This is a genomic window from Streptomyces sp. CA-135486 (assembly GCF_050936555.1).
GTDB lineage: Bacteria > Actinomycetota > Actinomycetes > Streptomycetales > Streptomycetaceae > Streptomyces.
Map to the genome: position 1 here is coordinate 414,163 of NZ_JBNJMM010000001.1, position 23,684 is coordinate 437,846.

The window sequence follows — 23,684 nt, forward strand, 5'->3', positions numbered from 1 at the left end:
GGTGCTACGGCGACGGGAAGACCGGGTTGTCACACAGGTCGTCCAGTACGAACGCCCCGTCGCGCTGCTGCAGGTTCCGCTCCGCCTCCAGCTTGTCGAGCAGCGTGTCCAGCAGCTGCGTGTTCTGCGGGTCGCCGAGGAATTCCAGTACGGCTCGGTAGAACGCGTCGCGCAGAGTCGGCGGCATCGCGTCCGACGCGTCCAGGCAGATCTGACCGGCCTCGTCGAACAACTTCTGGACGGCGCGCGTGCTGTCCGACGGGGGCACGGTGCCGAACGCGCCGCCGGGGAAGTAGGGCCGCTCCCCGGGCTTCGCGGCCTTCGCCCAGTCCTCGCGCGCCGCGCGGGAGGTGAGCCGGCCGAGCAGATCCCAGGCCGCCGCGCTCGGCTTGAACACCGCGGCCATGTCGCCGGAGACCTCGTACGCGCCCTCGCCGGACTTCTGCGTGCCGAGGATGGTGGCCGTGGGCGTGGGCAGTACGTCGTCGCCGTAGTGGCGGCGGATGAACGAGCCCTGGTGCTCATGGGTGCAGTCGCCGCGGTTCAGCAGTCCGTACCGGCCGTCGTCGAGCAGCTCGAAGGAGGCGCCGAGCGCCTCCGCGCCGAGGCCCTGGTGGCCGGCATTCTTGCCGTTTGCGGCGAGCAGTGCCGCCCACTCCTGCCAGACCGGCTTGGTGTGGGGCCAGGGCGTCCGGCCCGTCGCCCACCTCTCGTACGCCGCGGGGCCCTCGCGCTGCAGCAGCAGATCTTCCACCCAGTCGGTGCCCGGCCAGCCCGATGTGGCGCCCGAGCCCACGCCCAGGCACCAGTCCGGCTTCTTGCCCGCGCTCGCCCCGCGGCTCCACACCAGCGACTTCAGGTCCACCCGCACCGGCGCCCAGTAGGGGCGGGTCCGGGCCTCACCCTCTTGGTCCTCGACGGTGATGGACGGGGCCCAGGGCGGGACCGCGGCTCCCGCCACCTTCTCCGGGAGCTGATGGGCGTCCCCGGAGCGCGCGTACTCGGCGAGGTCGCCGGGGCTGCTCAGGATCGCCAGGTCCGGCGGGGCGCCCGCCTGGAGCTGGGCGACCAGGGTCTCGCGCAGCGAGCGGGTGCCCTTGTAGACGTAACTGCGGCCGGTGCGCTCGCCGATGTGTCTCAGCGCCGCCACGAACGGCTTCTCCTCGCCGTCCGTCCACGGGCCGAGGACGACCAGGGTGCGTTCCTCGGACGCGTCCGAGCAGCCGGCCGCAGTCACGGCCGTGGCGGTGAGCAGACAGCAGGCAAGCAGTGCCCTCAAGCGCTTCATGCGTCCGTGTACTTCCGTCGGGGGCGGCCGGCCGGGTAGGGCCGGACGTAGAGGAAGAGCGTCACGCCGCAGGCGAGCGCGCCCACACCGCCCGCCGGCACGACGACGCCCGCGGTCAGCGACCAGCCGTCGGGGTGCGCTGCACGCATCACCGTGGCCGCCTCGCGAGCGGTGGACTCGATACGGCGCGGGGCCGCACGGTCCGCGGTCACCGTCTCCAGGGCGCCGACTGTTGTACGCACCCGCTGCTGCGCGCCGTGCTCCGTGGCGCCGCCGATGCCCAGCAGTACGGGAGTGAGCAGCACCGGTACCGCCGCGGCCCCCAACTGCAGGCTGATCAGCCGCAGTCGGTCGTGCAGAAAGACCGACGTGCCCACCAGTACGAAGGCGAAGAGCGCGGCCGCGAGCACGGCGGCCGCGGCGCCGGCCAGGGTGAGCGGGCTCCAGGCCGCCAGGTTGTGGTTCTCCCCGTGCAGTTGGCGTTCCAGCGACGCGATGCGGTCGAGTATGGAGGTGGGCTCCTGCGGGGCGTCCTGGGCGACGGTGGTGTGGCGGCCGCGCAGCATGTCGTCGGCGTAGTCGACTCCGGCATTGCGCAGCACCTCGCTGTCGCGGTGCCGGTCCGCCCAGGCGATCTTGTCCCCGTACGCGACGACCAGGCCGGAGACCACCCGCAGCTCCTGCTCCTGGTCCTTGTGCAGGGCCCGGGACTGGGCGACGCGGCCCAGGCTCTGGGACGCTTCGGTCAGCCGGGTGCGATACGTCTCGCCGAGCTCGACAAGGGGGACGTTCCTGCCGGGCGGCAGCCGTAACTCCGCCTGGGCCTGGGCCAGTTCGAGGGACGTCCTGGCCTGCGCCAGATCCACCAGCGCGGGCGCGCAGCGGTCCCGCAGCCGCTCCGTACGGCTGTGGATGTCTCCGTAGGCGGACGCCGAGAGCGCGAGGGCGACGACGGCGAGCGCGGGCAGCACCAGCATGCGGCGGCGCAGGAACGCCGCGGTGGGGCGGCCGCCCTCGGCGGTGCGGCCCGTGGCGCGCTGCCACAGGGAGGGGAAGAGCCCCCGCACGGCCTGCAGGGCCCGGGCCGCAAAAGGGCGCAGCCGGCCAGGAGCCGGGCGAAGCCGGTGCGGCGCGAAAAGGGCGGATACGGCGGCCCGCAGTCGTTTCGGCGCGGGGGCGGCACGCGGCATGTCGGCGGGAATCGCAGTCGCCGGCCGGTCCGCGGCGGGAAGGGCGGCACGCGCCCGGTCCGGGCCGCTCATGCGCCCTCCCCGGAGCCGCGCAGCCGCGGCCGGCGCACCAGCCACGCGATCAGTGGCCACGGTCTGCGGTCCCGGTCGGGATTACGGTCCCGGTAGTGCGTCAGACCGAGCGGGCGGGTCCGGTACGCGTTGTCGAGCAACGCCTCCGCGAGCGCCGCGTCCTCGGCGCGGTCTGTGCGCGGCACCTGCTTGGCCAGCTTGCGGTAGCAGGCCGAGAGCAGCTCGCGCAGCCGGCGCTCGGTGGCCGGTACGGGTACCCCGGGCGGCAGCGAGGCGCGCAGTTCCCCGAGAGGGTCCGTCTGTCGTGCGGAGCCGACCAGTTCGAGGAGGAGTTCCAGCAGCTCCGCGGTGAGCCGTTCGTACGCCTGCCGGTCGGTGAGGCCTTCATGGCTGACCAGTCGGCGCAGCGCGGCGTAGGCGCGCACCGCCGATGCCACGGTCGGGGCGCTGCCGTCGGCCGACGGGCCGGCGAGAATGCGCACCATCGCGGTACGGGCCGCGGTGCGGTGCCGGGAGTCCGGGGGCACGCCGTCCAGCGAGGCCAGGGCCCGGTCCGGGCTGCGGCGGGCGAGATGGATGCGGGCGAGGCCGAAGGCGGCGCTGCCGAGCGCATGGTTGCGCCGCCACACCGCGTCGTAGAACTGCATGGCCTGCTGCTGGTGGTCCTCCCGGGCCCCGGCGTCGGCGGCGGAGTCGGCCAGCTTCTCGTGGCAGTAGCCGAGGGCGAGCTTGGGCGCGTACTCGCCGGGAATGGCGTCGTACACCTCGTTGAAGCAGGTCAGCGCCGGGCGCACACGGCCGTGGGCGAGTTCGATCAGCCCGCCGTGCCAGTCGAGCCGCCAGTCGTAGCCCGCCCGCTCGCCGAGGAGCCGGCCGGCCCGGTCGAGCTCCATGCCGGCGGCGACCAGCTGCTGGTCGCGCCGGGGCAACTGGTCGCGGGCGAGCTCCAGATGGAGCCGGCAGCGCAGCAGATGCAGTTCGGGCGATGCCAGCCACTCGTCGCTGAGCTGGAGCAGACCGGCCGGATCGGCGTACGAAGTGCGCTGCAGCTCCTTCCAGTTGGGGTCCTTGCGGTCCGGCTTGGGCACGGGAAGGGCCACCGCCACCTCGGCGGGGGCCGGCACATGTGCGCCGAGCGGGTGCCCCCGGGCGCCGTCGGTGCGCCAGCGGACCAGCGGTGGGGCCTTGCCGAGCTGCCCGTCCAGGGCGGTGGCGGCCGGGTCGAAGAGCGGGGACGGCTCGAAGGTCTCCTCGCCGAGCCGCAGGGAGCGCAGTTCGCGCAGCACCCCACGCAGCTGGAGGGCCATCTCGTCGGCGGAGGCGTAACGCCGCTTGGGATCGTGCGCCATGGCGCGCCGCAGGGCCCGCTCGAGGGACTGGGTGCCCAGGTCGGCGGGGCTCGCCGGGGCCTTGTCGAGCAGCGAGCCGAGGACCGCGCCGACGGTGTAGAGGTCGCCCGCGGTCGTCATCTCGCCCAGGGGCCCCGCCTCCGGCGGCCGGTGGCTGACCGGTCCGGCGTCGCCCGGCTTGCGCACGCCCGCGACATCGATGAGTTTGATGCTGTTGCCGCAGTGCAGGACGTTGGTGAGGGAGAGGTCGCCGTAGACAAGGCCCTCCTGGTCGTGCAGATAGCTGAGCGCGTCCAGGATGAGCAGCCCGTACACGACGATGAACTCCCGCACCCGGGGCCCCGAGAACGGCGGATGGTGCTGGGCGATACGTGCCGCGACCCACTCCAGCGGAGCGCCGTCGGCGAACTCCATCACGATGAATTCCGACGAAGTCGACGGATGGCGCGCGTAGTTGACCACCCGGATGACGGACGGATGGTTGAGGCTGACGAGACGCAACCGCTCCTGGTGCGCCTGCAGAACGGCGGCCGGGTTGCCCGGGTCGAGTATCCCCTTGAGCGCCACCGGCCGGTTGTCGAGCAGCAGATCGCGCGCCAGATACACCTGACCGTGGCTGCCCCGGCCGAACGGGCCCACCACCTCGTACTGCTGGTGCAGCCGGTCGCCGCCCGCCAGATGGGCCCCTGTCGACGCGGTCACCAGCGCGTCCGGGTCGCGCACCGCCACCGCCGGCAGATCGGTGAGCCCTTCGCCCGGCGGCTCCACGACGAACTCGCGCGGGCCCAGCGGCCCGGCCAGCGCCTGCTCTGCGGCCTCGGCCTCCAGCAGGGCAGTCTCGACATCGACGGCGAGGCGGAACAGCGCGTGCGGCAGGGCGGGAGTGGCGTACAACGGGCCGCCGCTGCGCAGCTGCCTCAGCTCCCGGCGCAGCCGGGGGGACCGGGCGTCGGGCCGGCGGGGCACGGTACGGTCCGGCGTGCCCGGATGCCCCGGCAGCTGTCGCAATCGCTGCTCGGCCTCGGCGAGCCGGGTCAGACGCGTAGCGAGCCGGTCCGCACGGCGCTCGGGCCACTCGGGCTCCAGCAGCTCGGCGCGTACGCGTGCGAGCAGCGGGGAGCGGGGGTCGCTGAAGACGAGCAGCAGCCGGCTGTCGCCGCGGGCGAGCAGGGCGTGAAGGAGGGCGATGATCTCCTCGTCGGGGGATGCAGCCCTGTCGATGGCGAGGAAGGCGGCGATGAGGGGCGGACTCTCCTCGGCGATCTGCTCCAGGAGCGCGCCGTGCGGCGTGCGGCCCTCCAGACCGATCCGCTCGGCGGCGTGCACGGCGAGTTGCCCGGCGGTGCGATTGGTCGCGTCGACGGCGATGTCGATGGAGCCCACCTGCGGCTCGCCCACCGAACTCGCGGACGCGGACGGCGGGCTCTGCTCCCGGTCGGCGAGGGTCAGGGCCGAGCGGATGGTGTGCAGCAGCGCGCCCTCGCCCTCGCCCGCGAAGGCCAGCTCGACGGGATCGGTGTCCGACGCGCCGTCCAGCCAGCGGGTCAGCCTGCGGTGCAGCCCGGGGACCCGCCCGGAGGCGGTCCTGTCGTGGGCGACCGCGACATCGCGGGAGACGGCGCGGGGGCCGGTGACGGTGAGGCCGAGCCGTTCCAGCGGCAGATACTTCAGCACGGTCTCGGTCGGGATCATGTACGCGTGCTCCCGGCGCACCGGCGCCTGCGGGGTCCCGAACTGGTGCGCCACGATGCCGATGAGACGACGCGAGCGACTGTGCACGACCCCGCCGCCGCTGTAACCGTGCCGCACCACGTACGGCGAGCCCTCCGTGTCCAGCTGCACCCACTCGGGCGTGGGCGCGGGGCCGCCACGCCCCATCAGCCGGGCGTCGAGGTGCTCGCCGCCCGGCAGATCCTCGGGATAGCCCGTGAAGTGCACCGGCTCATTGCGCGCGGGGATCTGGCGGTGCAGTACGGCATGCGGCAGCGACGGCTCGCTGTCCAGCTTGAGCAGGGCGAGATCGCCGCTGAAGTGCGGGGTGGGCAGGACGAGATACTCATCCAGCACCCGGGCGCGCAGGGGCCCCGGCGTCCTCCGGGCGAGCGCGCCCGCGCCGGGCACGTCCACGTACACGGTGTCGAAGGGAGTCCGGACGCCGTCGCCGCCGGGGCGGGAGAGCACGGTGTGGGCGCAGGTGAGCACCAGTCCCCCGGGGAGCAGCACTCCCGCGCCCAGCGGACGGCTCGACCGGTCCTGCGTACGGAGCAGACAGACCCGCCAACTCTCCTCGTGCGACGACGAGTTTGACGTACGCAACGGCTCCCTCATACTGCACAACGATAACTACAGGAGGCGGGGTACGCGATGGCTGAGCGTGACGAGGCGCCGGTGGCCGGGCTGGCCGAGGTGATCGGACAGGTCCGGGACGAGCTGGAGCGGGCGCAGCGGGCCGGCGAGGGGCGCGACCTCAAGTTCAGCGTGGAGAAGGTGAATCTGGAGTTCGCGGTGCAGGTGCGACGGGAGGGCAGCGGCCGGGCGGAGCTGCGGATCGGGGTGCTGACGGCGGGCGGCGGGGGCTCGGCGGCGCGGGACAGGACCCACACGATCCAGATCGAGCTGAAGCCACAGGGGCGCGACGGTAACCCGCACGTGGAGGTGGGCGGGGAGTAGGCCGGCTGAGCCGGCCCGGCTCAGGCCAGCCTCATGGCTCAGGCCAGCCTCATGTCGATGAAGGGCACGCGGTCACCAGGCAGCAGATACCTTTCGATTTCGGCAAATCCATGCTTGTGCGCGAATCGCAGCCCGTCCAGGTTGGACGCCAGGATGCACGTCTCGATCACCTCGGCGCCGAGCTTTCGCGCCTGTGCCAGACCTCGTTCGTAGATTTCCGCACCGAACCCCCGACCGCGGTGGGCGGGGAGCACCCGGGCGATCACTGTCGCCGTCGATGTGTCGTCCGTCGGCGGACGTACGGTCGAGCAGCCCACAAGAACATCACCGAGATACGCGACTTCCAGGTGGTGGCGCCGGACACGCTCACGCACCTCGTCGAGAGACAGGAAGTGACTGGGGATGATCAGATTGTGGACGTGCTGCCAGTCTTTGAGCATGGCATCGCCGTCCACCTGCTCGATGCGAAGGTCAGACATTGGCACAGCAAACCCGTGCGTATCGCGGAGCGTCAACTGCATTGCCACCACCGGAGTGAGGGGTGACGCCGGCGGCTCCCCGGGCTCCCTGCAGCTCTACAGTCTGCTCAGCGACGCCGCCGTGAACAGCACGTCCCTGATCGCCTCCCGGTCGCCGTCCTGGCCCGCCGCGGCCTCCTGAGGTGAGACATGGCCCGCCAGCAGGCGGCAGAACTCCACGCCGTCCAACGCCACTTGGGCCACCGCCTCGTCCGCGGATCCGACGGCCGCCGGGGAATCCAGGGCGATGTACCAGTTGCCGCCGCCCGAGCCCTCGACCTCCAGATGCAGCGAGCGGCCCGGCGTACCGGGCACCACCAGATGCCTGGCGGGGCCCGCGAGGCCCGCGCGTCTGCGGTCCGCGAGCGCGGCAGGCAGCAGCCGGGCCGCCAGGTCGATCATCCGGTGCAGATTGGAGCCGCTCGGTGGCTCGTACGGATAGTCCACCGCGTCCGCGATGTCGCCCGCGTGGATCCAGCACTCGAAGGCCCGGTCGAGCAGGGAGTCCTGCAGTGGAAGGGCGAAGTCGCCGTACGAGACGGACAGTTCGGCGACTCCGCGGCCGGCGAAGGACACCGTGCGGACGAGGGTGTGGCTCTGCTCGCGCCACGGCTCGTGGACGGCCGGGGTGGGCGGCAGGTCGGCGTCCCAGAACGCCTCCGTACGCTCCGTCGGCAGTTTCGGCGCGTTCGCACCGAGCGGATCGTCCAGGCCCAGCGCGCCCGCGACCAGCCCGTCGACGGTCATCAGATGGCCGATCACCCCGGCCACGGTCGTTCTGCGGCTGACCGCCCGCTCGCCCTCGAACCACTTCAGACGCACCGGAGCGTGCCACTCCGACTCGCCGATGTCCCGCAGCAGCGCGTCGAGTCGCGCGGTCTCGGCGTCGTATGCGGTCGCCCACGCCGGTACGGGGATACGCGCGGGCCTGCGCCCCAGGCAGTTCTCGAGGACCCGGAAACGCAGCAGCGGGTCGAGGTCCAGATCCCGGTCGGTGTGCAGCAGGCCGACCGCGTCGCGCAGCCGCAGGGCCTCTTCCGCGCAGGGCGCGCACTCGCCGAGGTGCGCCTCGACGGCCGCGGTTTCGTCGGCGGAGCAGGCGGACAGGGCCCATGCGCCGAGCAGGGACTTCAGCACGCTGTGGGAGGGGCGTTCGGGGACGGCCGGCTCGGCGGGCGGGTCGACGGGCGGCTCCGGCTCCGGTGCGGGCTGCGGCGGGAGCCGGACCAGCCGGGCGGCGTCGAGATCGTCCGCCGCCGACCGTGGTCCCGGAATGCGCGGGGTGCCGCGTACCCCGTCGGGGCCGTCGTCATCGCCGGGGCGGTCGTTTCCGCGGCCGCTGTCCCAGGGCCCGCTCACAAGGAGCGTCCGTATCCGGGCGGGGACGAGCCCTCCAGAGGGCGCGTATTGGCGGTGGACAGGAGCTGCAGGCCGAGGCGGAGCCGGCGGCGGGCCTCGTCCTCGGTGACCCCGAGGTCGGCCGCGGTCTGGCGGTAGTCCCTGCGCTGGAAGTACGCGAGTTCCAGGGCGGCCCGCAGCGGTGCCGGCATGGAGGTGACGATGTAGTCGGCACGGGCCGCGACCGCCGCCCTGCGCACCTTCTGCTCCAGCTCCTCCGTGGTGCCCTCGCCACCTTTCGCGAGCGCCGCGGCCTCGGCCTGGCGCAGCCGGTGCACCGCCTGGCTGTTGGTGAGCTTGGCCACCCAGGAGCGCATCGAGCCCTGCTTGGGGTCGTACGAGTCGGGGTTCTCCCAGATGTAGCCGAAGACCTCACGGGTGACCTGGTCGGCGGCCTGATCGTCGTCGAGCACACGGTGGGCGAGCATGTGCACCAGAGAGGCGAACCTGTCGTAGAACTCGCCGAGCGCGGCGGCCTCTCCCCGGGCGAGCCGCTGCTGCATCCTGCGGTCCCATCGCGGTGGTGTGTTCTTTGCCATACGGCCCCCAACGCCTGTCCCCGGTGCTTGTCGCCCCCACGAATGTAATGCGCGTGGCCACGGACGCACGCCCCTTTGCGTCAAGTGCGCCCCCTGAGGCGGGCTCGGATGGTAATGGCCGGGCGTTTGTGTTTCATGGCCGAGAGGGTGGGCAGGGGCGGGAGGAACGACAGCTTCCGGATGTGCCTGCGCGGCCGCTCGACATGGCCGTGGCGCCTTCGGACCCGCGGGAGGAAGAGGTCCGGTCGTGATGCTCAAGGTGGACTCGACCCGGCAGGGCGCGTGGACCGTGCTGCACGTCTGCGGCGAGCTCGATCTCGTCTCCTCGCCCGTCGTGCGCCAGCATGTCCACGATGCCGTCGCCGTCGGCCACCGCGATCTGGTGCTCGACCTCTCCGAGGTGCTCTTCTGCGACTCCAGCGGCGTCGGCGTGCTGGTGGCCGCCCGACGGCTGCTGCGCTCCTGCCAGGGCAGGCTCCGGCTGATACTCCCGGCCCACGGCGCGGAGGAGGGCTCGCACGTCAACCGGGTACTGGCCGCACTCGGGGTGCGGCGCCTGTTCGAGGTGTACGCGGAGGTGGGCTCGGCCACGGACGACGCGGCCCAGCCGCTGTCGGCGTGACAGGCGTCTCCGGGGGGTCGCCGGGGCTTCACCCGGGCGCCTTCCGAATGTCGTCACCACGTAATTGGCGGAGTACTTGCACGCGTCAGCGCTCGGGGCCGTACGCTCCCCGCATGGACAGCGCAGAGTACGAGCGCAAGATCGCTTCCCGCTTCGCCGCCTTCGACCAGGACGGCAACGGCTATATCGACCGTGAGGACTTCAGCGGGGCGGCCGCAAGGCTGCTCGCCGAGTTCTCCACGACCGCCCGCTGCGACAAGGGCCAGGCCCTGTACAGCGGTGCGGAGGCGTTCTGGCAGGGCATGGCCGGGATCGCCGACGTGGACGGGGACCAGCGGGTCACCCGGCAGGAGTTCATCACGGGCGCGGTGAAGAGACTGCGTGACAACCCCCAGCGATTCGCCGAGATCGCCCGGCCCTTCCTGCACGCGGTGATCGCGATCGCCGACGAGGACGGCGGCGGAGTGACGCCGTCCGCGGCGGAGCGGGTGCTGAGGGTGCTGGGGGTGGATCCGGAGATTGCGGCGGCGGCGTCGACGTCGCTGGACGCGGATGGGGACGGCAGGATCACCGAGGAGGAGATCCTGGCGGGATTCGCGTCCTATTTCGTCACGCCGGAGCCGTAGGCCTGACTGGGGGTTTGCCCCCACCCTGCCCTTTCCCGCTGTGTCGCGGCGCGGTCTGGGGCTCCACCCCAGACCCGCCCCCTACGCCCGTATGGCTACGTCCAGCGCATCCCGATCGCGGACGGAGGTCCGGCTGATCAGCGCGCCCTGCCTTTCGAGCGCAGCGTGCGTTGCGCGCATCCGTTCATCAGACGCTTATCGGCGCCCTGTGTGATCTTCTGAGACTCACGATCCAGGGGGAAGAACGCGTGCTGAACGAGACGGTTTTCCGGAGTGAGGATGTGCCGGCGGCGGACCGGTTGGCCTACTGGGCCGAGCGTGTGGGGCAAACCCATGCTCCTGTGCGCATGAGCAGCGACCATGCCCACGACTTCCGGGCCACCCAGCGTGTGCTGGACCTCGGTGCCGTGTCCGTGTGGCCGGCCACGTTCCAGCAGCTGGTCATCCGGCGCACGCCGAAACTGATCCGTCAGTCCGACCCGGAGCTGTACCACCTCTCGCTTGTCGTGGGCGGGACGGGGGTGGGCAACTGGGACGGCCACGAGGCCGTCTACCGGCCCTCCGACCTGCATATCAACGATTCCTCGGTGCCGTGGGAGATCCGCACCGGCAGAGACCCCGTGACGGCTGTCGGGCTCGAGGTCCCCAAGTCGCTGTTGCCGCTGCCGCGCGGCGTGGCCGGCCGCGCGGTCCCCAGGCGGGTACCGGCCCGGACGGGGATCGGCGCGCTGCTGGCGCAGTTCCTCACCCAAGTGATCGCGGACACCACCCCCTACCAGCCCTCCGACGGGGCACGGCTGGGAACGGTCCTGACCGATCTGGTCGCGGCGCTCTTCGCCCACGCCTTCGAAGCCAAGGGCATCCTCCCCACGGACACCCACCGGCGAACCCTCATCCTGCGCATCAAGCATTTCATCCAGGAGCACCTGCACGACCCGCAGCTCACCCCGGCCGCCATCGCTTCCGCGCACCACATCTCCACCAGCTATCTGCACCGCCTCTTCGAGAAGGAAGAGGCCACAGTCGCTGCCTGGATCCGCCTGCGGCGCCTGGAGGCCGCCCGCCGCGACCTCACCGATCCGGCGCTGCACTCCACTCCCGTCCACGCCATCGCAGCTCGCTGGGGCTTCCCCCGCGCAGCCGACTTCAGCCGCGCGTTCCGCACCGCGTACAGCCTCCCGCCGAAGGACTACCGGTGCCAGGCGATCAATGGCCCGAAGTCGACTCACAGCTAAGCGACTTGTGGACCGAGTGCTAACGACTCCGCGGCGCGACTCCGCGATCCTTTCCGGAGGCGTACGGCCGTGACCAGCCCTGCTGTACGCCGTCCGCCGCCTGGGCATCGTGGCCACCGACCGGCAGGTCGCGACGCCGCTGTCCGTCGCCGAGCCAGTCGGCTGCCCGCGGAGGTTCGACCAGGCGGACCACAACTACCGGGGAGAACATCCAATGCAGACAACCAGGCGGATCGCTTCCATGGCCGCAGGCGGGTCCTGCTCACCGGCGCAGTCCTTGGATTCGGGGCCGGGCCCGCAGGCGCCGCGGCTTCGGTCACCTTCAGCGCGTCTCCCAACGCGAACGGCACGACGATCTACGCCTACATCAACGGCGAGTTCGCCGGCGACGGCAAGTGGCACCAAGACCCGTCCGGCGCCCAGACCGGTGACACCGTCTGCGCCGAGGACGGCACGGGCGACGGGTACTACATCCGCGCCGAACTCGCCGTCGGAGTCTCCGCCGACACCAAGGGCGACCCGGCCCCGGCAGTCCACTGCAACACCCAGAACCTTCCCGAGGGCCACACCTACAACATGCGGGTCTGCGTGGTGAAGTCCGCGCCCCTCTGCTCGAGGTGGTACTCCGTCACCGCCTGACCAGGCCCCCGCCCTGAACCAGGGGTCCCGGTCCGCTATACCGGGGCCCCTTCCTCACACAGCCATGGCAGAAGGGTCGGCGCCGTCCAGTGCGCCGGAGCCCGCCAACTCATAGTGGAGCGCTTACGGGCTGACCCGCGATTGATTTTGTACGCAGGTCGCGACAGCAGTTGACATCTCGTCGAGCAGCACCCTGGTCGGCGCAGAGTCGATGTACACGAGCACGGACAGTACCCAAGTCAGGCCGGACGATGCGATGGTGTGATGATGTCGGTCATGGCTATCGAATCAGTGGTCGTGCGGCAGCGCGTCGAGGACCTGGACGCCGCTGTGCCCTTCTACGAGAAACTGACCGGAAGCACCGCATCCCGTTTCGCCTTCGCCGGGGTCACCCTGGCAAGCGTCGGCCCCTTCCTGCTGTTCAGCGGTCCGGACGAGGCCGCGCAGCGAGTTGCCGGCGTGGCGGCCACCCTGGCGGTCGCAGACCTGGACGCAGCGGTGAAGGAAGCGGTGGCGGCAGGCGCCGAGGTGATGGTTGCTACCTCCCCAACACCGAATGGCCACCGCGCCGTGCTGCGGCACCCGTACGGCGGGGTCTTCGAGTACGTCGGTCCCTGAACCCGCGACCACCGCGATTGATCGCGGGCCGTGACATGTCTTGAGAGGTGAAGATCAAGCAAGCCCGCACGGCCCTGTATGGAGGACAGAGACAATGGCCGATGGGTGCACGTTTTTGGATTGAACCAGTACCCCGTCGGCGAAATGCACTTCACATCTCTTTGGTAGCGAGCGTAAGCGCAACAAACTCGTGAATGGCGCGACGCTTGGTTGCGTGTCAAAGTCACGTACTCGTTCTTCCCTGGCGGGGCATGTGGAGCCCCCAGAATTCAGGCTGCTTGCTCGTCTGTGCTGTCGTCGGGTGCTGCCAGCCAGGGCATCCGGTGGACGAGACTGTCGCGAAGCCGGGTGAGGATCGCGATTCGCTCCTCCAGTTCAGCCACGCGCTGTGCGCCGACGCCGTAGCTGTCGGCGCACGCCGGTGAGAAGGAGAACACATCGGGCAGATCGGCGTCGAGGTAGGCCAGGAAGGACTTCACGTCGTTCACGGTGAACCCGCAGGACAGAAGCTCACGGATGTTGCGGACCCGGCGTACCGCGCCGGGCTCGTACAGGCGATAACCCGCCGGCGTACGGTCGGACTCCAGCAGGCCCTGCTCCTCGTAGTAACGCAGGGCACGGGTCGAGCGCACGGCCCACATCGAGATCCCCGACCGTTACCGCTATGCCGTGATCCCACCGGTCGCCGTGCGCGCGGGGCGGTGCCGCGTGGTCCGCTACGGGCGCGGGAAGCAGGTCCACATCTGATCCCCAGCCCTCAGGAAAACCTCTCCCGGAGCTTGAACTTCAGTACCTTCCGCAACGTCTCGTTACGCGGCAACGCGTCCACCACCTCCAGCCGCTCCGGCAGCTTGTGCACCGACAACCCCCGCCCCCGCAAATACGCCGTCACAGCATCGAGCGTCAACTCCTCCGCCCCCTCCGCCTGTTCCACCACCGCACACACCCGCTCCCCCCTCTCCTCGTCCGGCAGCCCGATCACCGCCACGTCCGCCACCCCCGCATGCTCGTGCAGCAAGTCCTCGATCTCCTTCGCCGAGATGTTCTCGCCCTTGCGGATGATCACGTCCTTGAGCCGTCCCGTCAGGACCAGGTGGCCCGACTCGGTCACATGCCCCAGGTCGCCCGTGATGAAGAAGCCCTCCCCGTCGAACGCTTCTGCCGTCTGGGCCGGATCCAGATAGCCCCGGCACACCGCCTCGCCGCGCAGCCGTACCTCGCCGTCGACGATGCGGATCTCCATGCCCGCAGGCGGCCGCCCCTCCGTGCTGGCCAGGTTCGCCGCCGTGTCGTCGGGAGCGCCCATGGTGATCATGGGTACTTCGGTCATGCCGTAGCCGTGGGTGAGCTGGCAGCCCATCTCGCGTACGACGGCGTGGTAGATCTCCGGCGGCTTGGGCGCCCCGCCCCCGGCCAGCAGTCGCAGACTGGGAATCAGCCGTCGGTCCGGCTGCTTGCGCTGCTCGGTGAGGAACATCGAGTAGAACGCGGTCGAGCCGCCCGCCACCGTCACCCCGTGGCTGCGATACCCCTCCAGCGCGTCCGGCAGCGCGAAGTGCTCGAACATCACCGCCGGGAAGCCGTAGAGCAGCAGCATCACCGTGTAGTCGGGCCCCGCGATGTGCGCGAAGGGGAAGGCCATCGAGCCGACGTCGTCGGCCGACAGATGCAGCGCGTGCGCCAGACACGCCCCGCCCGCGATCAGCGAACGGTCCGTGTGCAGCACGCCCTTGGGGTCCGAGGTGGTGCCGGAGGTCCAGTATATCCAGCGGACGGATGTCCCGTCGGCGGGCGGTGGCGGCAGCACCGCGGGATCGCCGTCCGGCAGTCTGTCGTACGCGTCGAGGACCAGCGGCGGCTCCGGCAGCTCCAGCGCCAGCCGGTGCGCCATGCCCGCGTGGTCGAAACCCCGCCAGGTGCCCGGCACGGCGAAGAACGACGCCTTCGACTCCCGTAGCGCGAAGCCGACCTCGCGGTCCCGGTAGAACGGAATGACCGGCGACTGTACGGCTCCGATGCGGGCCAGCGCGAAGGAGAGCAGCGCCGTCTCGATCCGGGTCGGCAGCTGCCAGGCGACCACACTGCCCGGCCGCACGCCCAGCTCGTAGAGCCCGGCCGCGACCCGCTCGGAGCGCTCCCGCAGGGCGCCGAAGGTGAGACTGCGGTCGTCCTGGAGGAACACCGGCCGGTCCGGGGTGAGCGCCGCCCTGCGCAGGACGAGTTCCCAGAGCGTCTGCGATTCGGCCAGGGCGTGTGCGGTCTCGCTCATGCCGTACCCCTCAGTGGCTGACGGTTAGTCAGATCGTGCGGAGAGCGTAGGGCTCACCGCCTTGTCGGTCCAGGGGTGCCGGGCTAGCCTGATTTCTGACGGGTCATCAGATTCGAACGGACGCACCGGATTCAGCATCGGGCACGGCGGAGGGGACACCATGACCGAACTTCCTCGGATCGTCAGCGTCGACGACCATGTGATCGAGCCGGCCCACCTCTTCGAGACCTGGCTGCCCGCGAAGTACCGGGACCGCGGCCCCAAGCCGCTCACCGCCGGAATCGGCGAGCTCGCCTACATCGGCGGGAAGTACCGGATCACGATGGATCCCGACGGCCCGCCCACCGACTGGTGGATCTACGAGGACCTCACGTTCCCGTACAAGCGCAATATCGCCGCCGTCGGCTTCGACCGCGACGACATGACGCTCGAAGGCATCACCCGCGCCCAGATGCGGCCCGGCTGCTGGGATCCCAGGGAACGCCTCAAGGACATGGACCTCAACCATGTCGAGGCGAGCCTCTGCTTCCCCACCTTCCCCCGCTTTTGCGGGCAGACCTTCGCCGAGGCGCACGACAAGGAGGTCGCCCTCGCCTGCGTACGCGCCTACAACGACTGGATGGTCGAGGAGTGGTGCGGCGACAGCGGCGGCCGCCTCATACCGCTGTGCATCATCCCGCTCTGGGACATCGACCTGGCGGTCGCCGAAATCAGGCGCAACGCCGAGCGCGGCGTGCGGGCCGTGACCTTCAGCGAGATCCCGACCCATCTCGGGCTGCCGTCGATCCACTCCGGGTACTGGGACCCGTTCTTCGCGGTCTGCCAGGAGACCGGCACGGTCGTCAACATGCACATCGGGTCCAGCTCCCAGATGCCCGCCGCATCGCCGGACGCGCCACCCGCCGTCCAGGCCGCGCTCAGCTTCAACAACGCCATGGCCTCGATGATGGACTTCCTGTTCAGCGGTGTGCTGGTGAAGTTCCCGCGGCTGAAGCTGGCGTACAGCGAGGGCCAGATGGGCTGGATCCCGTACGCTCTGGAGCGCGCCGACGACGTGTGGGAGGAGCACCGGGCCTGGGGCGGGGTGCGCGATCTGATCCCCGAGCCGCCGTCCACGTACTACTACCGGCAGATGTTCTGCTGCTTCTTCCGCGACAAGCACGGCGTCGCCTCGCTGGACGTCGTCGGCCGCGACAACGCCACCTTCGAGACCGACTATCCGCATGTCGACTCGACCTTCCCGCACACCAGGGAAGTCGCCCTCGACCACGTCAAGGACCTCGACGACGAGACCGTCTACAAGCTGATGCGCGGCAACGCGATCCGGATGCTCGATCTCGATCTGGACCGTTGATGGACCTCACGTACACCGAGGAGGAAGAGGACTTCCGGGCCCGGCTGCGCGAGTGGCTGGCGCTCTCGCTGCCGAAGCTGCCCGGGAAGCCCGATCCGCTCGACTGGCCGGGCCGCCGGGCGTACGACAGCGGCTGGCAGCGCATGCTGTACGACGCCGGGTACGCGGACGTCCACTGGGAGGCGGCCCCGACCCAGCGGCTGATCTTCCTGGAGGAGACCGAGCGGGCGGGCGCGCCCTATGTCGGCGCGAACTTCGTCGGTCTGCTGCACGCGGGCCCGACCATCGCCGCCGAGGGCACGGACGGGCAGCGCGGGCGCTGGCTGGACCCGATCCTGCGCGGGGACGAGATCTGGTGCCAGGGCTTCAGCGAGCCGGACGCCGGCTCGGACCTTGCATCGCTGCGTACGAAAGCCGTGCGGGACGGGGATGCGTACGTCGTCACCGGTGCCAAGATCTGGACCTCGCACGCCGAGGTCGCCGACTGGTGCGAGCTGCTGGTGCGTACGGACCCGGATGCCCCGAGGCACCGCGGTATCTCCTGGCTCGCCATGCCGATGGACGCGCCCGGCGTCACCGTCCGGCCGCTGCGCACGCTCGCCGGGTCGGCGGAGTTCGCCGAGATGTTCCTGGACGAGGTCCGGGTGCCGGTCGCCAACCGGGTCGGCGCGGCGAACGACGGCTGGCGCGTCACGATGGTCACCCTCTCCTTCGAGCGCGGCACGGCCTTCGTCGGGGAGGTCGTCGCCTGCCGTCGCACGCTCGGCGAACTGGCCGCGGCCGCCCGCGGGAACGGCACCTGGGACGACCCGGTGCTGCGCCGGAGGCTGGGCCGTCTGCACGCCGAGTTCTCCGCGCTGTGGCGGCTGACCCAGTGGAACGTCAGCGAGTCCCAGAGGACGGGGTCGGTGCCCGGCATCGGCGGCTCGGTGTTCAAGCTCCGCTACTCGCACGCACGCCAGGAGCTGTACGAGGCGGCCGCCGAAGTGCTCGGACCCGATGCCTTCGACCTCGACCGGCAGTGGTCCGCGGACCGGCTCTCCTCGCTCTCGTACACCATCGCCGCGGGCACCTCGCAGATCCAGCAGAACATCGTCGCCGAGCGGATACTCGGTCTGCCCAAGGGGCGCTGATGGACTTCCGATTGACCGACGACCAACGTGCCCTGCAGAGGGGTGTACGGGACCTGCTGGACGGGCGCTTCGGGCCGGACGCCCTGCGGGCCGCCGTGGACCGCGAGGGCACGGTGGACCGGCAGCTGTGGCGGGAGCTCGGCGAGGCCGGGTTCTTCTCGCTGCGGCTGCCCGAGAAGAAGGGCGGAGCGGGGCTCGGCCTGCCCGAGGCGGTTCTCGTCTTCGAGGAGGCGGGCCGGGCGCTGCTGAACGGCCCGCTGGTGGCGACCCATGTGGCAGCCGAGCGGATGCCGGAGGCGGCGGACGGCACGTGTGTGGTCACCTGTGCCACCCAACTGCGAGCTCTCGTACCGCACTTCGCGGACGCGGACGCGGCCCTGGTGATCCACGGCACCGGGGTGCGTGAGCGATACCCGAAGGATCTGCCTCACGCCCGGCCGGTGCGCTCCCTCGACCCGCTCACCCCGCTGCACCGCATCTCGCCGGGGCCGAAGGCGCTGCCGCGCCCGGACACGATCCTCCTCACCGCCGCCGAGCAGCTCGGCAGCGCCACCCGCACCACCGAGACGGCCGTGCGGTACGCCAAGGAGCGCGAGCAGTTCGGGCAGCCGATCGGCGGCTTCCAGGCGGTCAAGCATCTGTGTGCCCAGATGCTCGTACGCACGGAGGTGGCCCGCAGCGCCGTTTACGCCGCGGCCGTCACCGAGGACTTCACGGAGATCGCCGGCGCCAAACTGCTCGCCGACGAGGCGGCCGTCCGCAATGCGCGCGACTGCCTCCAGGTGTACGGAGGGATGGGCTTCACGTGGGAGGCGGATGTCCATCTGCATCTCAAGCGGGCATGGCTGCGCGGGCAGATGTGGTTGGCCGCGGCGGAGGCGGAGGAGATCCAGGCCGATGCCTTGGCCTCAGCACTCTGAAGCGTCACTGAGCGTCGATACCGGGTTGTGTCCTTCGAGTGACTCGTCACGGCCCGGAGTCGGGGCAGTGCTCCGGTACTCTCCGTGGGATGCGAGTGGTTCCGAAGCAGGGTGCTCACGGTGTTGCCTGTGCGGCAGCTCCAGGCCCGGGAGAGCGTGCTGTTCGCGCCCAGGTAGTACGGGTTCCGAGCATCGGTTCGACTCCCCGCAACGTGCGTCGCACAGTATGCACCACGGGTACTCCTTCGCGCTGGAATATGCCCGAAGCGCTTGTTGCGGTGACTGTACGTCAACCATGCTGTCTCGCAAGGAAGTCACGTTCGGTGACCTGGTCGAGGACCTTGTCGAGGCGCGAGGCGATGTGTCCGCCGGTTCGGATGGTGTGAGCGGTGCAGGTGCTTCAGGTTCAGTTGGAGGTCGGGGCCGACCCGGCAGAGGTGGGACGCGCCCGGAGGTGGGCCCGTTCACGGCTCGTCGGGTCAGGGATAGGGGACGACGAGCCGCTGGCCGACACGCTGATCCTGCTGATTTCGGAACTGGTCACCAACGCGGTCGTGCACACCGGCTGTCCGGCCGTACTGCGGATGCTGTTCGGCGCGGGGGCGGCGGAGGCCGGGACCGTCCGGGTGGAGGTCGCCGACATCAGTGCCTGCCCGCCCAGGCCGCGGCACGCGGAGGGCAACGACACCAACGGCCGAGGACTTGAGCTCGTCGACGGACTCGCCGACCGGTGGGGCTGGCAGCCGGAGGGCGCGGGCAAGTCCATCTGGTGCGAGGTGGACAGGGGCGCGCCTGAGGTTGTGTACGAGCGAGTGGTGCACGGTTTCGCCACCGCGCCGTAGGGCGGTTCCGCCACCGCGCCGTAGGGCGGTGCGCCCTCACAGGATCGCGACCGGGGCAACGGGGGTTCCGGTTCCACCGACGAACGGCTCGGGCATCGCGGACAGCAGAAACGCGTACCGCTTCTCCTGTGCACAGGCTGTGGACAAGTTCTCCAGATTCCAGTTCTGGCCCTGGAGCATGCCCATCTCGACGAGGTCGAGGGCGTGCACCGGCAGCCAGAGGTCCTCGATCTCGGGCGGGAAGATCTCGAAGGTGAGGGTGTCGTTGGCGACGGCGGCGACATCATGGGCGTGGAACCACTCGGGGGTACGGACGGACAGCCCCGGGGACGGATATCCGTAGCCGTGCTTGTCACCGGCCAGGCAGACCTGGATCTGCCCGGTCCGTACGAGAACGATGTCCCCGGACCCGATGGTCAGACCGGCGAACTCCGCGGCCTCGTCCAGATCCTCGGGCGTCACCGCGTGGTCGCCGGGCAGCCGGTCGAGCCCCTTGGCGCGCGCGACGTCGAGCAGCACACCGCGCGAGACGATGTACGGGGCCTTGTCGATGCCGCTGAACCGGGCGCGCGTGTGCGGTGTGATGGTGTCGGCGGGGCGGCCGTTGTAGATCTTCCCTGAGTGCGAGACATGGGTGAGAGCGTCCCAGTGGGTGGCCGCCTGCAGCCCCATGGTCACCGCGTCGTCGCTGGTGGCGACGGTGCCGGGGCCGAAGAGCTCCTGGTTGATCTGGACCATGGTGTGGAGGGGGTTGACCCGGCCGGGGATCAGGCCGGTCTGGATGCCGTCCTGGTGGAGGGGCAGCGCGAGGGGTACGCGGCGACCGCTTCGTACGCAGGCGGCGGCGTCCTTGACCGCCGCGTCGGTGATCAGGTTCAGCGTCCCCATCTCGTCGTCCGCGCCCCAACGCCCCCAGTTGTTCACGCGTTTGGCGATCTCATGGAACTCGGCCGGGAGTGACATCGCGCCTCCTGGGGCTTGTGCTCGAGTATCTGACTGACCGTAGAATCTAACGGTCCGTCAGAAACCGCGGGAAGGGGCCGGGCGTGGGGACTTTCTTGGCAGGCAAGGTCGTCGCCGTGACGGGTGCCGGCCGCGGCATCGGCCGGGCGGTGGCACTGGCGGCGGCGGCACAGGGTGCGCGGGTCGTGGTCAACGACTACGGCGTCTCCATCGAGGGCGGTGAGCCGACGTCGGAGGTCGCGTCGTCGGTCGTCAAGGAGGTCACCGCGGCGGGCGGCGAGGCGGTGGCGGTGGCCGACGACATCTCCACGATGGCCGGGGGCCAGCGTCTGGTGGACGTCGCGCTCGCCGAGTACGGGCGGATCGACGGGGTCGTGTGCGTGGCCGGCATCCTGCGCGAGCGGATGCTCTTCAACATGTCGGAGGAGGAGTGGGACCCGGTGGTCGCCACCCATCTGAAGGGCACGTTCACGGTCTTCCGCGCGGCGTCGGCGGTGATGCGCAAGCAGGGCGGCGGAACGCTGATCGGCTTCACCAGCGGGAACCACCAGGGGTCGGTCGCGCAGGCCAACTACTCCGCCGCGAAGGGCGGCATCATCTCGCTCGTCCGCAGCGCGGCGCTGGGCCTGAACAAGTACGGCGTAACGGCGAACGCGGTCGCGCCGGTGGCCCGTACGCGCATGTCCGCGAACGTCCCGATGGAACTGAAGGAGATCGGCGACCCGGAGGACGTGGCGGCGCTGGTCGTCTATCTGCTCTCCGACCGGGCTCGCGAGGAGCGGATCACGGGCCAGGTGTACACGATCGCGGGCCCGAAGATCGCGGTGTGGGCACAGCCGAGGGAACTGCGGGCGGGCTACGCGGAGGGCGCATGGACCCCGGAGAAGATCGCGGACTTCTTGCCGGGGACGGTGGGGGTGGACCCGATGCCGATGCTGGAGCGACTGGAGGAACTGGCCCGCGCTGCGGCGTCGGGGGCCCGCCCGAACGCCTGACGCGGCCTCGGGGCTCCGACCCCGAACCCCGTTGCGGTTCGCCCGCGAAACCACCCACCGGACAGCAATCACCAACGCCCCCCGGCCCACGGCAACCACGACCCGGGCGACTTGCCCGTCCGGCGATTGAGGACATGCGGCCGAAGGTCGCATTCGGGGTCCGTGGCGGAGCCCCGCCACGCGGCGGAGCCGCAAATCGGCACAGGGGGAAGGGGCCGGGTGGGGGGAACTTCAACTTCTTGGAGGACACGTGGACTTCGCTTTCGGCCCGGCAGACGAAGCGTTCCGCACCGACGCCCGCACATGGCTCGACGAACACCTCCCCGGCGGCGCCACCCCCCGCGCGTGGGAGCGCGAGCTCGGCACCGCCGGATGGATCGGCATCGGATGGCCCGAGGCCGGCTACGGCAACCGCCGCGCCACCCTCACCCAACAGGTCGTCTGGGCCGAGGAGTACGCCCGTGCCGCCGCCCCCACCCGCCTCGGCCACATCGGCGAGAACCTCCTCGCCCCCACCCTCATCACCCACGGCACCACCGCGCAGAAGGACCGCTTCCTGCCCGCCGTCGCCCGCGGCGACGAACTCTGGTGCCAGGGCTACAGCGAGCCCGGCGCCGGGTCCGATCTCGCCGGGATCTCGACCGCCGCGGTCCGCGACGGCGACACGTACCGGATCAGCGGACAGAAGATCTGGACCTCGCTCGCGCAGGACGCCGACTGGTGCTTCGCGCTGGTGCGCACCGAGCCCGGCTCGCGGCGCCACCACGGCCTCTCCTTCCTCCTCGTACCCATGGACCAGCCCGGCCGTGTCGACGTACGGCCCATCCGCCAGATGACCGGCACCAGCGAGTTCAACGAGGTCTTCTTCGACGGCGCCGAGGCCGGCGCCGAGCATCTCGTCGGCGGCGAGGGCAACGGCTGGCGCGTCGCCATGAGCCTGCTCGCCTTCGAGCGCGGGGTGTCGACTCTCGCCCAGCAGATCGGCTTCGCCGAGGAGTTGAGCCGGGTTATCCGCCTGGCCGCGGCGAACGGCGCCGCCGACGACCCGGTACTCAAGGAGCGCCTCGTCCGCCAGTGGGCCGAGCTGCGCACCATGCGCTGGAACGCCCTGCGCACCCTGGGTGAACCCGCCGACGACCCCGGCGCCCCCAGCGTCGCCAAACTGCTGTGGGGCGGCTGGCACCAGCGTCTCGGCGCGCTCGCCATGGCCGTACGCGGTGCGCGCGCGGCCGCAGGCCCCTGCGACTGGAGCAGCGAGAAGCCGTACGAACTCGACGCCCTCCAGCGCCTGTTCCTCTTCACCCGCGCCGACACGATCTACGGCGGCTCGGACGAAATCCAGCGCAACATCATCGCCGAGCGGGTGCTCGGCCTACCGAGGGAGCCGAGATGAGAGGCGTCGTCTTCGACGGCACACAGCCCCAGGTGGTCGACGATCTGGAGATACGGGACCCGGGCCCGGGCGAGGTCCTGGTCGCCGTCGCCGCCGCCGGGCTGTGCCACAGCGATCTGTCCGTGATCGACGGCACGATCCCCTTCCCCGTACCGGTCGTCCTCGGGCACGAGGGCGCGGGCGTCGTAGAGGCGGTCGGCGCGGGCGTCCGCCATGTCGCGCCCGGCGACCATGTCTCGCTCTCCACCCTCGCCAACTGCGGCGTGTGCGCGGACTGCGACCGCGGCCGCCCCACCATGTGCCGCAAGGCGATTGGCCGGCCCGGACAGCCCTTCTCCCGCGGCGGCGAACCGCTCTTCCAGTTCGCCTCCAACTCCGCCTTCGCTGAACACACCCTCGTCCAGGCCGTCCAGGCCGTGAAGATCCCCGCCGACCTGCCGCTGACCTCCGCCGCGCTGATCGGCTGTGGTGTGCTGACGGGTGTGGGAGCGGTACTGAACCGTGCGAAGGTCGACCGCGGCGAGAGTGTCGTCGTCATCGGGACGGGCGGCATCGGGCTGAACGTTCTGCAGGGCGCCAGGATCGCGGGCGCGTCCACGATCGTCGCCGTCGACTCCAACCCGGTGAAGGAGGCGATGGCCCGGCAGTTCGGGGCCACGCACTTCCTCGCGTCGGCGGAGGGCGTACGGGAGATCCTGCCGAGCGGCGCCGACCATGTCTTCGAGTGCGTCGGGCACGTCGCTCTGATCCGGCAGGCGATCGAACTGCTCGACCGGCACGGGCAGGCGGTCCTGCTCGGCATGCCTTCCGCCACGGCCGAGGCGTCCTTCGTGCCCGCGGCCATGTTCCTGGACAAGTCCATCCTCGGCTGCCGCTACGGCTCCTCGCGCCCTCAGCACGACATCGCGCTCTACGCCGAGCTGTACGGGCAGGGCCGGCTGCTGCTGGACGAACTGGTCACCGAGACCTACCCGATCGAGGACTTCGCGAAGGCTGCGGATGACGCACACCACGGGCGGGTGGCGCGCGGCGTCCTCACCTTCTGACCATC

22 protein-coding genes are annotated in these 23,684 nt (G+C 70.8%); 13 read left to right on the plus strand and 9 right to left on the minus strand.

What is annotated here, in order from left to right:
* Nucleotides 1-4: 4 nt before the first annotated feature.
* Genes ACQEVG_RS02045 through ACQEVG_RS02055 form a run of 3 tightly spaced genes read right to left on the minus strand, consistent with a single transcriptional unit; the run spans nucleotide 5 to nucleotide 6,227 of the window.
* On the minus strand, nucleotides 5-1,288 hold the full coding sequence (locus ACQEVG_RS02045) for an extracellular solute-binding protein (RefSeq protein WP_432976031.1): 1,284 nt from the start codon (nucleotides 1,286-1,288) through the stop codon (nucleotides 5-7).
* Nucleotides 1,285-2,550 (minus strand): hypothetical protein, encoded by a 1,266-nt coding sequence (locus tag ACQEVG_RS02050; RefSeq protein ID WP_432976034.1) that lies wholly within the window; start codon nucleotides 2,548-2,550, stop codon nucleotides 1,285-1,287. Before ACQEVG_RS02050 ends, ACQEVG_RS02045 begins: the two co-directional genes overlap by 4 nt.
* Entirely contained in the window at nucleotides 2,547-6,227 is a 3,681-nt protein-coding gene (locus ACQEVG_RS02055; RefSeq protein ID WP_432976037.1) for a tetratricopeptide repeat protein, read from the minus strand. Before ACQEVG_RS02055 ends, ACQEVG_RS02050 begins: the two co-directional genes overlap by 4 nt.
* Before the next feature lie 36 nt (nucleotides 6,228-6,263).
* Here ACQEVG_RS02055 and ACQEVG_RS02060 point away from each other — a divergent pair, with 36 nt between their 5' ends.
* Nucleotides 6,264-6,569: a trypco2 family protein gene (locus ACQEVG_RS02060; RefSeq protein ID WP_432976040.1), complete on the plus strand. Its 306-nt coding sequence runs from the start codon at nucleotides 6,264-6,266 to the stop codon at nucleotides 6,567-6,569.
* Nucleotides 6,570-6,607: 38 nt separating this feature from the next.
* On the opposite strand, the gene ACQEVG_RS02065 is transcribed toward ACQEVG_RS02060, so the two are convergent.
* The 3 genes from ACQEVG_RS02065 to ACQEVG_RS02075 form a co-directional block, all read right to left on the minus strand.
* Nucleotides 6,608-7,048 carry a GNAT family N-acetyltransferase gene (locus tag ACQEVG_RS02065; RefSeq protein ID WP_432984962.1) on the minus strand — a complete coding sequence of 147 codons (441 nt, stop codon included), beginning with the start codon at nucleotides 7,046-7,048 and terminating at the stop codon, nucleotides 6,608-6,610.
* A 96-nt stretch (nucleotides 7,049-7,144) separates the two neighbouring features.
* A complete protein-coding gene (locus tag ACQEVG_RS02070; protein WP_432976043.1) occupies nucleotides 7,145-8,446 on the minus strand; it encodes a zf-HC2 domain-containing protein in 1,302 nt (433 codons plus the stop codon).
* Nucleotides 8,443-9,024: a sigma-70 family RNA polymerase sigma factor gene (locus ACQEVG_RS02075; RefSeq protein ID WP_432976046.1), complete on the minus strand. Its 582-nt coding sequence runs from the start codon at nucleotides 9,022-9,024 to the stop codon at nucleotides 8,443-8,445. The genes ACQEVG_RS02070 and ACQEVG_RS02075 overlap by 4 nt, the downstream gene beginning before the upstream one ends.
* Before the next feature lie 247 nt (nucleotides 9,025-9,271).
* Here ACQEVG_RS02075 and ACQEVG_RS02080 point away from each other — a divergent pair, with 247 nt between their 5' ends.
* From ACQEVG_RS02080 to ACQEVG_RS02100, 5 genes are all read left to right on the plus strand, one after another.
* Complete coding sequence (locus ACQEVG_RS02080) at nucleotides 9,272-9,646, plus strand: STAS domain-containing protein (RefSeq protein ID WP_432976049.1); 375 nt, start codon at nucleotides 9,272-9,274, stop codon at nucleotides 9,644-9,646.
* Nucleotides 9,647-9,759: 113 nt separating this feature from the next.
* The gene (locus ACQEVG_RS02085) at nucleotides 9,760-10,272 is read left to right on the plus strand and encodes an EF-hand domain-containing protein (protein WP_432976052.1); all 513 of its coding nucleotides are present in this window, start codon (nucleotides 9,760-9,762) and stop codon (nucleotides 10,270-10,272) included.
* A gap of 248 nt (nucleotides 10,273-10,520) precedes the next feature.
* Nucleotides 10,521-11,507, plus strand: a complete 987-nt coding sequence (locus ACQEVG_RS02090) for a helix-turn-helix domain-containing protein (RefSeq protein WP_432976055.1) — start codon at nucleotides 10,521-10,523, stop codon at nucleotides 11,505-11,507.
* A gap of 69 nt (nucleotides 11,508-11,576) precedes the next feature.
* Nucleotides 11,577-12,146, plus strand: coding sequence for a hypothetical protein (locus tag ACQEVG_RS02095; protein ID WP_432976058.1), 570 nt, complete (start codon nucleotides 11,577-11,579; stop codon nucleotides 12,144-12,146).
* A 276-nt stretch (nucleotides 12,147-12,422) separates the two neighbouring features.
* A complete protein-coding gene (locus tag ACQEVG_RS02100) occupies nucleotides 12,423-12,764 on the plus strand; it encodes a VOC family protein (RefSeq protein WP_399400465.1) in 342 nt (113 codons plus the stop codon).
* Nucleotides 12,765-13,033: 269 nt separating this feature from the next.
* On the opposite strand, the gene ACQEVG_RS02105 is transcribed toward ACQEVG_RS02100, so the two are convergent.
* Together ACQEVG_RS02105 and ACQEVG_RS02110 are read right to left on the minus strand one after the other, a co-directional pair.
* On the minus strand, nucleotides 13,034-13,396 hold the full coding sequence (locus ACQEVG_RS02105) for a MerR family transcriptional regulator (RefSeq protein ID WP_432976062.1): 363 nt from the start codon (nucleotides 13,394-13,396) through the stop codon (nucleotides 13,034-13,036).
* A 125-nt stretch (nucleotides 13,397-13,521) separates the two neighbouring features.
* Nucleotides 13,522-15,033, minus strand: a complete 1,512-nt coding sequence (locus ACQEVG_RS02110) for a class I adenylate-forming enzyme family protein (RefSeq protein ID WP_432976065.1) — start codon at nucleotides 15,031-15,033, stop codon at nucleotides 13,522-13,524.
* 160 nt (nucleotides 15,034-15,193) lie between these two features.
* Here ACQEVG_RS02110 and ACQEVG_RS02115 point away from each other — a divergent pair, with 160 nt between their 5' ends.
* The 4 genes from ACQEVG_RS02115 (at nucleotide 15,194) to ACQEVG_RS02130 (ending at nucleotide 19,282) form a co-directional block, all read left to right on the plus strand.
* Nucleotides 15,194-16,387: an amidohydrolase family protein gene (locus ACQEVG_RS02115; RefSeq protein WP_432976068.1), complete on the plus strand. Its 1,194-nt coding sequence runs from the start codon at nucleotides 15,194-15,196 to the stop codon at nucleotides 16,385-16,387.
* Nucleotides 16,387-17,520, plus strand: a complete 1,134-nt coding sequence (locus ACQEVG_RS02120; RefSeq protein WP_432976071.1) for an acyl-CoA dehydrogenase family protein — start codon at nucleotides 16,387-16,389, stop codon at nucleotides 17,518-17,520. The genes ACQEVG_RS02115 and ACQEVG_RS02120 overlap by 1 nt, the downstream gene beginning before the upstream one ends.
* Nucleotides 17,520-18,440 (plus strand): acyl-CoA dehydrogenase family protein, encoded by a 921-nt coding sequence (locus ACQEVG_RS02125; RefSeq protein ID WP_432976074.1) that lies wholly within the window; start codon nucleotides 17,520-17,522, stop codon nucleotides 18,438-18,440. The genes ACQEVG_RS02120 and ACQEVG_RS02125 overlap by 1 nt, the downstream gene beginning before the upstream one ends.
* Nucleotides 18,441-18,829: 389 nt before the next feature.
* The gene (locus ACQEVG_RS02130) at nucleotides 18,830-19,282 is read left to right on the plus strand and encodes an ATP-binding protein (protein WP_432976077.1); all 453 of its coding nucleotides are present in this window, start codon (nucleotides 18,830-18,832) and stop codon (nucleotides 19,280-19,282) included.
* A 36-nt stretch (nucleotides 19,283-19,318) separates the two neighbouring features.
* Here ACQEVG_RS02130 and ACQEVG_RS02135 read toward each other — a convergent pair whose 3' ends face one another.
* Nucleotides 19,319-20,245 (minus strand): cyclase family protein, encoded by a 927-nt coding sequence (locus tag ACQEVG_RS02135; protein ID WP_432976080.1) that lies wholly within the window; start codon nucleotides 20,243-20,245, stop codon nucleotides 19,319-19,321.
* Between the two features lie 83 nt (nucleotides 20,246-20,328).
* Between ACQEVG_RS02135 and ACQEVG_RS02140 the strand changes: the two genes are divergently transcribed.
* From ACQEVG_RS02140 to ACQEVG_RS02150, 3 genes are all read left to right on the plus strand, one after another.
* Nucleotides 20,329-21,240, plus strand: a complete 912-nt coding sequence (locus ACQEVG_RS02140; RefSeq protein ID WP_432976083.1) for an SDR family oxidoreductase — start codon at nucleotides 20,329-20,331, stop codon at nucleotides 21,238-21,240.
* A gap of 250 nt (nucleotides 21,241-21,490) precedes the next feature.
* Nucleotides 21,491-22,633: an acyl-CoA dehydrogenase family protein gene (locus ACQEVG_RS02145; RefSeq protein ID WP_432976086.1), complete on the plus strand. Its 1,143-nt coding sequence runs from the start codon at nucleotides 21,491-21,493 to the stop codon at nucleotides 22,631-22,633.
* Nucleotides 22,630-23,679: a Zn-dependent alcohol dehydrogenase gene (locus ACQEVG_RS02150; protein WP_432976089.1), complete on the plus strand. Its 1,050-nt coding sequence runs from the start codon at nucleotides 22,630-22,632 to the stop codon at nucleotides 23,677-23,679. The genes ACQEVG_RS02145 and ACQEVG_RS02150 overlap by 4 nt, the downstream gene beginning before the upstream one ends.
* The last annotated feature ends 5 nt before the right edge of the window (nucleotides 23,680-23,684 follow it).

Coding starts and splice junctions, on each gene's coding strand:
- ACQEVG_RS02045 (WP_432976031.1), bottom strand. CDS start 1,288: ATGAAGCGCTTGAGGGCACTGCTTGCCTGCTGTCTGCTCACCGCCACG.
- ACQEVG_RS02050 (WP_432976034.1), bottom strand. CDS start 2,550: ATGAGCGGCCCGGACCGGGCGCGTGCCGCCCTTCCCGCCGCGGACCGG.
- ACQEVG_RS02055 (WP_432976037.1), bottom strand. CDS start 6,227: ATGAGGGAGCCGTTGCGTACGTCAAACTCGTCGTCGCACGAGGAGAGT.
- ACQEVG_RS02060 (WP_432976040.1), top strand. CDS start 6,264: ATGGCTGAGCGTGACGAGGCGCCGGTGGCCGGGCTGGCCGAGGTGATC.
- ACQEVG_RS02065 (WP_432984962.1), bottom strand. CDS start 7,048: ATGTCTGACCTTCGCATCGAGCAGGTGGACGGCGATGCCATGCTCAAA.
- ACQEVG_RS02075 (WP_432976046.1), bottom strand. CDS start 9,024: ATGGCAAAGAACACACCACCGCGATGGGACCGCAGGATGCAGCAGCGG.
- ACQEVG_RS02085 (WP_432976052.1), top strand. CDS start 9,760: ATGGACAGCGCAGAGTACGAGCGCAAGATCGCTTCCCGCTTCGCCGCC.
- ACQEVG_RS02100 (WP_399400465.1), top strand. CDS start 12,423: ATGGCTATCGAATCAGTGGTCGTGCGGCAGCGCGTCGAGGACCTGGAC.
- ACQEVG_RS02110 (WP_432976065.1), bottom strand. CDS start 15,033: ATGAGCGAGACCGCACACGCCCTGGCCGAATCGCAGACGCTCTGGGAA.
- ACQEVG_RS02115 (WP_432976068.1), top strand. CDS start 15,194: ATGACCGAACTTCCTCGGATCGTCAGCGTCGACGACCATGTGATCGAG.
- ACQEVG_RS02120 (WP_432976071.1), top strand. CDS start 16,387: ATGGACCTCACGTACACCGAGGAGGAAGAGGACTTCCGGGCCCGGCTG.
- ACQEVG_RS02125 (WP_432976074.1), top strand. CDS start 17,520: ATGGACTTCCGATTGACCGACGACCAACGTGCCCTGCAGAGGGGTGTA.
- ACQEVG_RS02135 (WP_432976080.1), bottom strand. CDS start 20,245: ATGTCACTCCCGGCCGAGTTCCATGAGATCGCCAAACGCGTGAACAAC.
- ACQEVG_RS02150 (WP_432976089.1), top strand. CDS start 22,630: ATGAGAGGCGTCGTCTTCGACGGCACACAGCCCCAGGTGGTCGACGAT.